Origin of the sequence: Polynucleobacter hirudinilacicola (assembly GCF_002192535.1) — a bacterium.
Lineage (GTDB): Bacteria > Pseudomonadota > Gammaproteobacteria > Burkholderiales > Burkholderiaceae > Polynucleobacter > Polynucleobacter hirudinilacicola.
This window is the reverse complement of the sequence record NZ_NAIA01000003.1, coordinates 910,747-922,615: the sequence shown is the minus strand read 5'-3', so window position 1 is coordinate 922,615 and position 11,869 is coordinate 910,747. Positions and strand designations below refer to the sequence as shown.

Annotated in this window: 14 protein-coding genes and 1 tRNA gene; all 15 read left to right on the top strand. The window is 45.7% G+C overall.

All coding sequences use genetic code 11. The features are described from left to right. The first annotated feature begins 8 nt into the window (after window positions 1-8). The 15 genes from B6A14_RS08795 (at window position 9) to nuoK (ending at window position 11,867) form a co-directional block, all read left to right on the top strand. A complete protein-coding gene (locus tag B6A14_RS08795; RefSeq protein ID WP_087910083.1) occupies window positions 9-1,007 on the top strand; it encodes an NAD(P)H-quinone oxidoreductase in 999 nt (332 codons plus the stop codon). A gap of 15 nt (window positions 1,008-1,022) precedes the next feature. Continuing rightward, the gene (tpiA, locus tag B6A14_RS08790) at window positions 1,023-1,781 is read left to right on the top strand and encodes a triose-phosphate isomerase (protein WP_087910082.1); all 759 of its coding nucleotides are present in this window, start codon (window positions 1,023-1,025) and stop codon (window positions 1,779-1,781) included. A gap of 21 nt (window positions 1,782-1,802) precedes the next feature. Beyond that, window positions 1,803-2,147: a preprotein translocase subunit SecG gene (secG, locus tag B6A14_RS08785; RefSeq protein WP_087910081.1), complete on the top strand. Its 345-nt coding sequence runs from the start codon at window positions 1,803-1,805 to the stop codon at window positions 2,145-2,147. An 86-nt stretch (window positions 2,148-2,233) separates the two neighbouring features. Further along, window positions 2,234-2,318, top strand: a tRNA-Leu gene (locus tag B6A14_RS08780). Between the two features lie 110 nt (window positions 2,319-2,428). Continuing rightward, window positions 2,429-2,788 carry an NADH-quinone oxidoreductase subunit A gene (locus tag B6A14_RS08775; protein WP_011902892.1) on the top strand — a complete coding sequence of 120 codons (360 nt, stop codon included), beginning with the start codon at window positions 2,429-2,431 and terminating at the stop codon, window positions 2,786-2,788. A 5-nt stretch (window positions 2,789-2,793) separates the two neighbouring features. After that, complete coding sequence (locus B6A14_RS08770) at window positions 2,794-3,276, top strand: NuoB/complex I 20 kDa subunit family protein (protein WP_087910080.1); 483 nt, start codon at window positions 2,794-2,796, stop codon at window positions 3,274-3,276. A 3-nt stretch (window positions 3,277-3,279) separates the two neighbouring features. Next, window positions 3,280-3,879, top strand: a complete 600-nt coding sequence (locus B6A14_RS08765; RefSeq protein WP_087910079.1) for an NADH-quinone oxidoreductase subunit C — start codon at window positions 3,280-3,282, stop codon at window positions 3,877-3,879. A gap of 3 nt (window positions 3,880-3,882) precedes the next feature. Further along, complete coding sequence (locus B6A14_RS08760; protein ID WP_087910078.1) at window positions 3,883-5,136, top strand: NADH-quinone oxidoreductase subunit D; 1,254 nt, start codon at window positions 3,883-3,885, stop codon at window positions 5,134-5,136. Between the two features lie 23 nt (window positions 5,137-5,159). Next, entirely contained in the window at window positions 5,160-5,666 is a 507-nt protein-coding gene (gene nuoE / locus B6A14_RS08755; RefSeq protein ID WP_087910335.1) for an NADH-quinone oxidoreductase subunit NuoE, read from the top strand. Then, window positions 5,663-6,961 (top strand): NADH-quinone oxidoreductase subunit NuoF, encoded by a 1,299-nt coding sequence (gene nuoF / locus B6A14_RS08750; RefSeq protein ID WP_087910077.1) that lies wholly within the window; start codon window positions 5,663-5,665, stop codon window positions 6,959-6,961. The genes nuoE and nuoF overlap by 4 nt, the downstream gene beginning before the upstream one ends. Window positions 6,962-6,992: 31 nt before the next feature. Then, the gene (gene nuoG / locus B6A14_RS08745; protein ID WP_087910076.1) at window positions 6,993-9,308 is read left to right on the top strand and encodes an NADH-quinone oxidoreductase subunit NuoG; all 2,316 of its coding nucleotides are present in this window, start codon (window positions 6,993-6,995) and stop codon (window positions 9,306-9,308) included. Window positions 9,309-9,316: 8 nt separating this feature from the next. Beyond that, window positions 9,317-10,390: an NADH-quinone oxidoreductase subunit NuoH gene (gene nuoH, locus B6A14_RS08740; protein ID WP_087910075.1), complete on the top strand. Its 1,074-nt coding sequence runs from the start codon at window positions 9,317-9,319 to the stop codon at window positions 10,388-10,390. An 11-nt stretch (window positions 10,391-10,401) separates the two neighbouring features. Beyond that, window positions 10,402-10,893, top strand: a complete 492-nt coding sequence (gene nuoI / locus B6A14_RS08735; protein ID WP_087910074.1) for an NADH-quinone oxidoreductase subunit NuoI — start codon at window positions 10,402-10,404, stop codon at window positions 10,891-10,893. 21 nt (window positions 10,894-10,914) lie between these two features. Continuing rightward, entirely contained in the window at window positions 10,915-11,562 is a 648-nt protein-coding gene (locus B6A14_RS08730) for an NADH-quinone oxidoreductase subunit J (RefSeq protein ID WP_087910073.1), read from the top strand. After that, window positions 11,559-11,867: an NADH-quinone oxidoreductase subunit NuoK gene (nuoK, locus tag B6A14_RS08725; protein WP_087910072.1), complete on the top strand. Its 309-nt coding sequence runs from the start codon at window positions 11,559-11,561 to the stop codon at window positions 11,865-11,867. The genes B6A14_RS08730 and nuoK overlap by 4 nt, the downstream gene beginning before the upstream one ends. The last annotated feature ends 2 nt before the right edge of the window (window positions 11,868-11,869 follow it).

Genomic DNA, 11,869 nt, shown 5'->3' with positions numbered 1-11,869 from the left:
AAGCTCTTATGCGCGTAATGGAAATTAAAGAATTTGGCGCACCAGAAATGTTGGTTGCTGCCACTCGTCCGGATCCAGCGGTACCAAATGCTGGTACCGGCGAGATTTTGATTAAGGTAATTGCTGCTGGTATTAATCGACCAGATGTATTGCAGCGCAAGGGTCACTATCCCGTGCCTGCAGGTGCATCCGATATTCCGGGCCTTGAAGTTGCCGGTGAGATTGTTGGTGGTGATTTAGCTCATGCTGATAATCTTTTTGGCCTGAAGGTTGGCGATAAGGTTTGCGCTTTAGTGCAAGGCGGCGGTTATGCAGAGCTCTGCACAGCCCCCATTGCACAGTGTTTGCCTTACCCAAAAGGGTTTACCGATCAAGAAGCAGCTTCCTTACCTGAAACTTTCTATACCGTATGGAGCAACGTCTTCATGCGTGGTGAGTTATCTGAAGGCGAAACACTCCTGGTGCAGGGCGGCTCTAGCGGCATTGGGGTCACTGCCATTTTGATTGCTAAGGCTCTTGGTCATAAAGTATTTGTGACAGCAGGTACAGATGAAAAGTGTGCAGCTTGTATCAAGCTAGGTGCTGATGTTGCCATCAATTACAAAACACAAGATTTTGTAGAGGAAGTGAAGAAGGCAACAGATGGCAAAGGTGTCAATGTCATTCTGGATATGGTTACTGGCGCTTATGTGCAGAAGGAAATTGATTGCTTGGCCGATGATGGCCGCATTGTGATCATTGCAATTATGGGTGGCTCTAAGGCTGAGGTGAATACCGGTCAAATTTTGCGTCGTCGCTTGACCATTACAGGCTCAACTCTGCGTCCACGCCCAGTGTCATTCAAGAAGCAAATTACTCAACAACTGCACGCTCGTATTTGGCCGTTGCTAGATGCTGGCAAATTAAAGCCTGTAATTTATAAAACATTCACACTTGATCAGGCAGCGGATGCCCATCGCTTGATGGAATCTTCTGAACACGTTGGTAAGATTGTTTTGACAGTCTAGAAACTGCTACAGAATATGCGACCACTCATCGTTATCGGCAACTGGAAAATGAATGGCAATCTTGCTAGCAATGAAGATTGGATTAAGACCGTTGCCCGTGGGATGGAAAGTGGTATGCCCTCTGGTCGCAAGTTTGCAGTGTGCCCACCGTTTCCTTATCTCACTCAATGTGCGTCATTGATTAAAGAACATTCGTTGGCATTTCTTAGTCTGGGTGCTCAAGATGCATCTGCTGATATTGCTGGCGCTTACACAGGTGAAGTTGCGGCTTCATCGCTAAAGGAAATGGGTTGTAGTTACGTGATTGTCGGACACTCCGAGCGCCGCCAATTGCATCATGAAGTTGATGAGCTAGTTGCTGCGAAAGCCCTACAAGTGCTCGATAGTGGAATGACACCCATTATTTGTGTTGGCGAGACGGCTGATGAAAGAAATTCTGGTAGGGCGGTTGAGGTTGTGCGTGGTCAGGTTGCAAAACAGCTGACTGTACTTCAGGATCGCTTGGCAGACTGTTTGATCGCTTATGAGCCAGTCTGGGCTATCGGTACCGGTAAGGTTGCCACTGCTCAAGTAGCTCAGGATATGCATCGCGCTATTCGTCTGCAGTTAGCAGAATTTGATGAGGATGTTGCCTCTCATGTTGGAATTTTGTATGGCGGCAGTGTCAAGCCTGATAATGCCGTTGAGTTGTTTGCAATGCCAGATATTGATGGCGGTTTAGTTGGAGGGGCTTCTTTGGACCCCCAGGACTTTCTAGCCATCTGTAAGGCATAGATTTTTATTTGGAGATAAATTGTGGAATGGCTTAAGACTTTATTGATCGTGTTGCAAATCATTTCAGCGTTGGCTGTGATTTTGCTGGTTCTATTGCAGCAAGGTAAGGGTGCTGATATGGGAGCTGCTTTTGGCTCTGGTTCTTCTGGTAGCTTGTTTGGCGCCAGTGGTTCTGCCAACTTTTTATCTCATGCAACCGCCATTTTTGCTGCAGTCTTCTTTATTTCTACTCTAGGTATTACCTGGCTTGGCAATAAGAGGGAAGTTAGTCCTGGGGTTCTTTCTGGAACCGTTGCGCCAGTAGTGGCGCCAGCTGCCCCTGTGGCACCTGTCCAGGACCCAACTAAACCTGCAGTTCCTAAGTAAAACAGTAGGTTTTTACAGATATAGCTACCCCTAATTGTGGGTAGTTCAGTTGTGCAATGCAGTAGAATTGATGGGTTTTGCAAGATGCCGACGTGGTGAAATTGGTAGACACGCTATCTTGAGGGGGTAGTGGCTTAGGCTGTGCGAGTTCGAGTCTCGCCGTCGGCACCAAAAATGAAGAATTTGAAGGGGTTTTTGCTCTAAATCAAGGCTTTATAAAGTGAAGTATTGAACAATTTGCTGTTTAAAGAATTACCAGACGAACAAATCAGGACCATTTTTTGAATCTCGCTAATTACTTTCCTGTTCTGCTTTTTATCCTCGTAGGTATTGGGGTGGGATTAGTCCCCATGTTCCTCGGAAAGATTTTGGCTCCTTCGAAGCCTGACGCTGAAAAACTCTCTCCATATGAGTGCGGTTTTGAAGCTTTCGAAGATGCGCGTATGAAATTTGACGTGCGCTACTACCTCATTGCCATTCTCTTCATCCTGTTTGATCTAGAAACTGCATTCCTATTTCCATGGGGTGTTGCTCTGCGTGATATCGGTTGGTTTGGCTACGCCTCTATGGTGATCTTCCTTTTAGAGTTCATCGTGGGATTTGTGTATATCTGGAAAAAGGGCGCTCTCGACTGGGAGTGATAGATATGGCATTAGAAGGCGTTCTCAAAGAAGGATTTGTTACCACTACTGCGGATCAGTTGATCAACTGGACGCGTAATGGCTCTTTATGGCCAATGACATTTGGTCTAGCTTGCTGTGCGGTCGAAATGATGCACGCTGGCGCATCCCGTTATGACTTAGATCGTTTTGGTGTTGTTTTCCGCCCATCCCCTCGTCAATCTGACTTAATGATTGTTGCTGGTACCTTGTGTAACAAGATGGCCCCAGCCTTACGTAAGGTTTATGACCAAATGCCAGAGCCACGCTGGGTGATTTCTATGGGCTCCTGTGCCAATGGTGGCGGTTACTACCATAACTCCTATTCAGTTGTACGCGGTTGTGATCGCATTGTGCCGGTGGATATTTATGTTCCTGGCTGCCCTCCAACTGCTGAAGCGTTAATCTACGGAATTATTCAGTTGCAATCCAAGATCGCACGCACCAGCACGATTGCGCGGAAGGGCTAAGCAATGTCAGATCGTTTAGTTCAATTAGCCGCCAACCTCGAGAAAGTACTCGGTAAACGCATTCACTCTGTTCAGATTGCTTTAGGTGAAGTAACGGTAGTTGTTAATGCGGATACTTATTTTGAATCTGCTATGTTGCTTCGCGATGATCCATCACTCGCATTTGAACAGTTAATCGATTTATGTGGCGTTGATTACCAAGACTTCCGAGATGGTGCTTGGAGTGGCCAGCGTTTTGCTGTTGTAAGTCATTTATTGTCTATCCAGCATAACTGGCGTCTGCGTCTGCGTGTCTTTGCAGCCGATGATGGCTATCCATTGGTAGCCTCTATTACTCCAGTATGGAACTCAGCCAATTGGTTTGAGCGTGAAGCATTTGATCTCTATGGCATCTTGTTTGAAGGCCATGATGACTTACGTCGTATCTTGACTGATTATGGTTTCATTGGTCATCCATTTAGAAAAGATTTCCCAATTAGCGGCAATGTAGAAATGCGTTATGACCCAGAGTTAAAGCGTGTCGTCTACCAACCCGTAACGATTGAGGCTCGTGAGATAACTCCACGTATCGTGCGCGAAGAGCAGTACGGAGGCCCAGTTTAAGTCATGACAAAAATTAAGAACTACACCCTCAATTTTGGTCCTCAGCATCCTGCAGCTCACGGAGTATTGCGCTTGGTGTTGGAGCTTGATGGTGAAGTGATTCAGCGTGCTGATCCCCATATTGGTTTATTACATCGCGCTACAGAAAAATTAGCAGAGACTCGCACTTGGATTCAAAACGTTCCTTATATGGATCGCTTGGATTATGTTTCCATGATGTCCAATGAGCACGCCTACGTGATGGCCATTGAGAAATTGCTTCAAGTAGATGTTCCTGTACGTGCGCAATATATTCGTGTGATGTATGACGAGTTGACTCGTTTACTCAATCATTTGCTTTGGATAGGCTGTCATGGTCTTGACGTTGGTGCGATGGCAGTGTTCTTATATGCTTTCCGCGATCGTGAAGACATTTTTGATATGTATGAAGCTGTGTCTGGTGCTCGTATGCATGCTGCTTACTATCGTCCAGGCGGCGTATACCGTGATTTGCCAGATCAAATGGCGCAATACAGTAAATCGAAGATTCGGAGTGAATCGGCTGTAAAACGTCTTAACGAGAATCGCAGCGGTTCTTTACTCGATTTCATTGAGCAGTTTGCAAACGGTTTCGATGCTAATGTGGATGAATACTGCAATCTCTTAACCGATAACCGTATTTGGAAGCAGCGCTTAGTGAATATCGGCATCGTGACGCCTGAGCGTGCATTGCAACTTGGCTTTACTGGCCCGATGTTACGCGGCTCTGGTATCGAATGGGATTTACGTAAGAAGCAACCCTATGAAGTCTATGACCAACTCGATTTTGATATTCCAGTGGGCGTAAACGGTGACTCCTACGATCGTTATTTAGTCCGCATGGAAGAAATGCGTCAATCGAATCGCATTATCAAACAGTGCGTAGCTTGGTTAAAAGCAAATCCAGGTCCTGTAATGAGTGACAACCATAAGGTTTCTCCACCCAAGCGCGTGGATATGAAAACCAATATGGAAGAATTGATTCACCATTTCAAACTCTTTACTGAAGGTATTCATGTTCCTGATGGCGAGGCTTACTCAGCAGTTGAGCATCCAAAAGGTGAGTTCGGTATTTACTTAATTTCTGATGGTGCTAACAAGCCATATCGTATGAAGATTCGCGCACCAGGATTTGTCCATCTTTCAGCGATGGATGAGATGTCACGTGGCCACATGTTGGCTGATGCAGTAACGATTATCGGTACGCAGGATATTGTGTTCGGGGAGATTGACCGCTAATACAGCGTGCCATGGATTATTTAATGACAACAACTCTTCAACTATCCGCTAAAACACTTGCAGACATCGCTCGCAATGTGGCGAAGTATCCTCCAGAGCAAAAGCAATCTGCTGTAATGGCTGCTTTAATTGCTGCCCAAACCGAGGTGGGTTGGGTATCGCCTGAAGTCATTGCAACTGTTGCGCAAATATTAGAAATGCCAACCATTGCAGTTGATGAAGTGGCTACTTTCTATAATATGTACAACATCAAGCCTATTGGTAAATATAAGTTAGTGATCTGCACAAACTTACCTTGCCAATTGACTCATGGTGAAACAGCTGCAAATCATCTTAAAGAAACTCTGGGGATTGGTTTTAATGAAACCACTTCTTGCGGCACCTTTACCCTCAAAGAGGGTGAGTGCATGGGTGCATGCGGTGATTCACCGGTGATGCTCGTGAACGACAAGCGTATGTGCAGCTTTATGAGTAAAGAAAAAATTGATTCACTACTAAGTGAACTTCGTGCAGAGGGGAAAGCAGCATGACCAGCTTGCACGATCGTCATATCAAGCCCTTGATCCTTGCCGGATTAAATGGCGATAACTGGCGTTTAAAAGATTATGAGAGTCGCGGTGGTTATCAACAGTTACGTCGTTTAATTAACGATAAAGTTGCGCCCGATGCCATCATTGCAGAATTAAAAGCATCCTCATTACGAGGTCGTGGCGGTGCAGGTTTCCCAACAGGATTGAAGTGGAGTTTTATGCCACGTCAGTTCCCAGGGCAAAAATATTTAGTTTGCAATAGTGATGAAGGTGAGCCGGGTACTTTTAAAGACCGCGACATCATGCGTTACAACCCTCATGCTTTGATTGAGGGCATGATCATTGGTGCTTACACCATGGGTATTTCGGTTGGATACAACTATATCCACGGTGAAATTTGGGAAGTGTATGCACGCTTTGAAGAGGCTCTAGAAGAGGCCCGTGCCGCTGGGTACTTGGGTGACAAGATTCTAGGAAGTGATTTCTCCTTCCAATTGCATGCCTCTCCAGGTTGGGGTGCATATATTTGTGGTGAAGAAACTGCTTTGCTTGAATCTTTAGAAGGCAAAAAAGGGCAGCCACGCTTTAAGCCACCATTTCCTGCAAGTTTTGGCTTATATGGCAAGCCAACCACAATTAATAACACTGAGACTTTTGCTGCTGTGCCATTCGTTTTGGCAATTGGTGGTCAGGCCTATTTAGACCTCGGTAAGCCTAACAATGGCGGAACTAAGATTTTCTCTGTCTCTGGTGACGTAGTGCATCCAGGTAACTATGAGATCCCATTGGGCACACCGTTTGCTGAGTTGCTGAAACTTGCTGGCGGTATGCGTGATGGCAAAACATTGAAGGCGGTTATTCCTGGCGGTTCATCTGCTCCAGTAGTTCCCGGTGCTCAGATGATGGATTTGACGATGGATTACGACAGTATTGCAAAAGCTGGATCGATGCTTGGCTCGGGCGCTGTGATTGTGATGAATGAAACGCGTTGCATGGTTCGTGCATTGGAACGCTTGTCTTATTTCTATCATGAAGAGTCTTGTGGCCAATGCACCCCATGTCGTGAAGGTACCGGCTGGCTGTGGCGCATTGTGCATCGTATTGAACACGGTCAAGGACGTCCAGAAGATTTAGATTTGCTCAACGATGTAGCTGCCAATATCCAAGGACGTACGATTTGTGCCTTGGGTGATGCTGCAGCAATGCCAGTGCGGGGCATGTTGAAGCATTACATGGATGAATTTGCGTATCACGTAGAACATAAGCGCTGCTTAGATTCTGCACAACCTTTATAAGTTATTGAGTACGGGACATCTTAAAGTGAGCATGGTAGAAATCGAATTAGATGGTAAGACGGTAGAAGTTCCGCAAGGTTCGATGGTGATGCACGCCGCGAATAAGCTCGGCACCTACGTACCCCATTTCTGCTATCACAAGAAACTGTCTATTGCTGCTAACTGCCGTATGTGTTTGGTGGAAGTAGAGAAGGCTCCTAAGCCATTGCCTGCTTGTGCTACACCAGTGACTCAAGGCATGAAGGTATTTACCCATTCCGCCAAAGCGGTGGAAGCGCAACGCTCTGTGATGGAGTTCTTGCTGATTAATCACCCATTAGATTGCCCAATTTGTGACCAAGGTGGTGAGTGCCAATTACAAGACTTGGCTGTTGGTTATGGCAAGTCAAATTCACGCTACGACGAAGAGAAGCGTGTTGTATTCCATAAGAATGTTGGTCCATTGATCTCCATGCAGGAGATGACCCGCTGTATTCATTGCACCCGTTGCGTTCGTTTTGGTCAAGAAGTTGCCGGCGTGATGGAGTTGGGCATGATCAATCGTGGCGAGCATTCAGAAATTACTACCTTTGTTGGTCAAACAGTGGATTCAGAGTTGTCTGGAAACATGATCGACTTATGTCCAGTAGGCGCGTTAACCAGCAAACCATTCCGTTATGAAGCACGTACCTGGGAATTGGGTCGTAAGCGTTCCGTTAGTCCGCACGATAGTTTGGGTGCTAACACTACAGTACAGACAAAATCCAATAAGGTGATGCGTGTTGTTGCCCTAGAAAATGAAGCCATCAATGAATGTTGGATTAGCGACCGTGATCGCTTCTCCTATGAAGGTTTAAATAGTAATGATCGCCTGACTACGCCTATGGTCAAGCAGGGCGGTCAGTGGTTGGAAACGGATTGGCAATCAGCGCTCGATTATGTTGCGCACTCATTGAAGACGATTGCCGCTGAAAGTGGCCCAGAGTCTATTGGTGCATTGGCGCATCCAATCTCTAGTACTGAAGAATTACACCTTTTACAAAAGATAGTTCGCGGCTTAGGCTCTAAGCAAGTTGAAACACGTTTACGTCAAACCGATGTGAAGGCAGCTGCAAGCGTACCTTGGTTAGGTATGCCAGTTGCTAAATTAAGCGAGCTAGATCGCGTACTATTTATTGGTAGCTTCCTGCGCAAGGATCAACCTATTATTGCTGCGCGCATCCGTAATGCTGCCAAGCGTGGCTTACAAGTAATGCGCATTGATGCTGGTGGTGACGACTGGTTAATTCCAAGTAACGGTATTTCAGCTGCACCTAGTGCTTGGCTCAATAGCTTGAGTGAAGTTGCATTGGCAGTAGCAAAAGCAAAATCTGTTTCTGCTCCTGCTGGAACATTCAACTTACCAGTATCTCCAGCGGCTCAAAAGATTGCTGATAGCCTCATTTCTGGTGAAAGTAAGGCTGTATTCCTTGGGTCGGCTGCACTTGCACATCACCATGCATCTGATTTACATGTGATGGCGCAATTTATTGCAGATCAAACTGGCGCAACATTAGGATTCTTACCGGTTGGTGGGAATGCTGTTGGTGCTGCCTTAGTTAATGCAAATGGTGCTGGCGTTGAATCAGTACTGTCAGGCGATCGCCGCGCGGTAGTGTTAATGAATATCGAGCCAGATAGTGATTTACCAAATCCAGCTCAAGCTCGCGCAGCCTTAGCCAAGGCAAATACGGTCATTGCATTGAGTGCTTATCAGAGCGCTGATTTGCTTGAGATTGCTGACGTTATCCTACCGATCTCTCCATTTACAGAAACCGTTTCAACTTTTGTTAACGCAGAAGGCAGGGCACAGACCGTTCAACCTTCTGTGAAGCCTTTAGGTGACTCCCGTCCAGCATGGAAAGTGCTGCGTGTACTAGGTGGACTCTTAGGTCTTGATGGTTTCTTATTCAACTTGCCTGAAGAAGTATTGGGTGAGGCCCTGAATGAGAACTATTGCACTCTCTTAAATAACAAAGCGATCAGCAACACTATTACCAATGGCAATCTTGCGCCATTTGATGGTCTTGAGCGTTTGGCTGATGTCAATATCTATGCTGGCGACCCAATTGTGCGTCGCTCACCAGCCTTACAGTTAACTCGTGATGCGAAACGCGGCATTCAGGCTGGCTTAAATCAAAAACTCTTTACAGAACTTGGCTTGAAAGAGGGTGATGCAATCCGCGTATCCCAAGGTAATCAGTCTGTTGATATGCCAGCAACATTAGAAGTCAATCTAGCGCCAGGTGCCGTCAGAATATCTGCAGGCACCATGGCTAGCGCAAAATTGGGATCGATGTTTGGTCCAGTAACTGTTAGTAAGGCCTAAGGTACGAGATGGATAATTTCTTGAACCTCGTTACTATCCAAGGCGAAGCCATCTTCGGTTCTTTGTGGCCGCTTGTTTGGGCATTAGTACGTATTGTCATCATCGTATTGCCGATGTTTGGCTGCGTAGCATATCTAACTCTTTGGGAGAGAAAGCTCATTGGTTGGATGCACATTCGTCTCGGGCCTAATCGTGTTGGCCCATTAGGATTGTTACAGCCGATTGCTGATGCATTGAAGCTTTTGATGAAGGAGATCATTGCTCCTGCTCAAGCCTCTAAGGTTTTGTACTTTATTGCGCCAATCATGGTCATCATGCCTGCTTTTGCAGCTTGGGCAGTGATTCCATTTCAAGCCAAGATGGTGCTTGCTGATGTCAATGCTGGCCTGCTATATATCATGGCCATTTCATCGATTGGTGTGTATGGCGTCATTCTGGCTGGTTGGTCTTCTAACTCCAAATATCCATTCTTAGGTGCAATGCGCGCTTCAGCGCAAATGATCTCTTATGAGATTGCTATGGGCTTTGCCTTAGTCACCGTCTTATTGACCTCGGGCTCATTGAATCTAAGCACTATTGTTGCTTCACAAGAGCAGGGCTTCTTTGCAGACATGGGGCTGAACTTCCTCTCTTGGAACTGGTTGCCATTGCTACCAATGTTTTTGATCTACTTTATTTCTGGTGTTGCTGAAACAAACCGTCACCCATTTGACGTAGTTGAAGGTGAGTCTGAGATTGTTGCTGGCCACATGGTTGAGTACTCAGGCATGTCTTTTGCAATGTTCTTCTTGGCTGAATACGCCAATATGATTCTGATTGCAGCTGTTGCATCGATCATGTTCCTAGGTGGGTGGTCGCCTATTGTTGATTTGCCGATACTGCGTGATATCCCTGGCTTCTTCTGGCTATTTGGTAAAACCTTCTTCCTCTTATCCTGTGTAATTTGGTTGCGTGCTACTTTGCCACGCTATCGCTATGACCAAATTATGCGTTTGGGTTGGAAGATCTTTATTCCCATCTCAGTATTCTGGGTGGTTGTCGTTGGCGCATGGGTAGTGTCTCCATGGAATATTTGGAAATAAGTTGATCAATCATGTTTAAGAAAATTTCCCAATTCCTCGATAGCTTGATGCTCAAAGATATTTTGACTGGTATGTCTATTACCGGTCGTTATCTCTTTAAACCAAAAATTACTGTTCAGTATCCAGAAGAGAAGACACCGTTGTCTCCACGTTTCCGTGGACTCCATGCCTTGCGTCGCTATGAAAGTGGGGAAGAGCGTTGTATTGGCTGTAAGTTGTGTGAAGCAGTATGCCCTGCATACGCCATCACTATCGAAACAGCGCAGCGTGATGACGGTACACGTCGTACAACACGCTATGACATTGATTTAACTAAATGCATCTTCTGTGGTTTCTGTGAAGAAGCTTGTCCAGTTGACGCGATCGTTGAAACTAATATTTTTGAATATTTTGGCGATAAGCGCGGTGACTTGTATTTCACAAAAGACATGCTTTTGGCTGTAGGCGATAAGTATGAAAAAGACATTGCCACTAACCGTGCAGTTGATGCACCTTATCGCTAATCGGATAGAGCACACATCACCATGACATTCGATCCATCCACTTTATTTGCTGTTTTCTTTTACGCATTTGCAGGCTTGCTGGTTATTTCTGCATTACGCGTGATTACAGCGCGAAATCCAGTGCATGCCGCACTGTTTTTGGTCTTGGCTTTCTTCTGTGCTTCCGGGCTCTGGATGTTGCTTAAGGCCGAATTCTTAAGTTTGGCCCTCATCTTGGTTTATGTCGGCGCCGTGATGGTTCTTTTCCTCTTCGTGGTGATGATGTTGGATCTCGATTTAGAGCATTTACGTCGTGACTTTAGAAAATATCTCCCGGTTGCATTCTTAATGGGTGCTGTTATCGTTTTAGAACTATCGATCGTGATTATTCGTAGCTTCATCGGTACGAATGCACCTGTGCAGCCGATGCCGGAAGAGATTGCTGCAAACAATACCTTGGCTCTGGGTAGATTAATTTTTGTAGATTACGTTTATGCCTTTGAAGTTGCTGGCGTGATTCTTTTGGTGGCAATTATTGCTGCTGTGGCATTAACACTGCGTAATCGCAAAGATTCTAAATCTCAGAATATTCATGAGCAAGTTAATGTGGTTGCCGCTGACCGAATGCGCGTTGTAAAAATGGGCTCAGATATGGGTGCCAAGCAAGATACTAGAGGGGAGAAGAAATGAATATCACTCTAGCTCACTATTTAGTGCTTGGTGCAATTCTGTTTGCTACCAGCGTGATTGGCATCTTCTTAAATCGCAAGAATGTCATCGTTCTTTTGATGGCAATTGAATTGATGCTTCTAGCGGTCAATATGAACTTTGTTGCTTTCTCTCATTATCTGGGTGATATGGCAGGTCAAGTATTCGTATTCTTTATTTTGACTGTGGCAGCTGCTGAGGCAGCTATCGGTTTGGCAATCTTGGTTGTGCTCTTCCGCAAGGTTGACACCATTAATGCCGATGATCTTGACCACCTAAAAGGCTAGTC

Coding starts and splice junctions, on each gene's coding strand:
- B6A14_RS08795 (WP_087910083.1), top strand. CDS start 9: ATGCGCGTAATGGAAATTAAAGAATTTGGCGCACCAGAAATGTTGGTT.
- tpiA (WP_087910082.1), top strand. CDS start 1,023: ATGCGACCACTCATCGTTATCGGCAACTGGAAAATGAATGGCAATCTT.
- B6A14_RS08770 (WP_087910080.1), top strand. CDS start 2,794: ATGGCATTAGAAGGCGTTCTCAAAGAAGGATTTGTTACCACTACTGCG.
- B6A14_RS08765 (WP_087910079.1), top strand. CDS start 3,280: ATGTCAGATCGTTTAGTTCAATTAGCCGCCAACCTCGAGAAAGTACTC.
- B6A14_RS08760 (WP_087910078.1), top strand. CDS start 3,883: ATGACAAAAATTAAGAACTACACCCTCAATTTTGGTCCTCAGCATCCT.
- nuoE (WP_087910335.1), top strand. CDS start 5,160: ATGACAACAACTCTTCAACTATCCGCTAAAACACTTGCAGACATCGCT.
- nuoF (WP_087910077.1), top strand. CDS start 5,663: ATGACCAGCTTGCACGATCGTCATATCAAGCCCTTGATCCTTGCCGGA.
- nuoG (WP_087910076.1), top strand. CDS start 6,993: ATGGTAGAAATCGAATTAGATGGTAAGACGGTAGAAGTTCCGCAAGGT.
- nuoH (WP_087910075.1), top strand. CDS start 9,317: ATGGATAATTTCTTGAACCTCGTTACTATCCAAGGCGAAGCCATCTTC.
- nuoI (WP_087910074.1), top strand. CDS start 10,402: ATGTTTAAGAAAATTTCCCAATTCCTCGATAGCTTGATGCTCAAAGAT.
- B6A14_RS08730 (WP_087910073.1), top strand. CDS start 10,915: ATGACATTCGATCCATCCACTTTATTTGCTGTTTTCTTTTACGCATTT.
- nuoK (WP_087910072.1), top strand. CDS start 11,559: ATGAATATCACTCTAGCTCACTATTTAGTGCTTGGTGCAATTCTGTTT.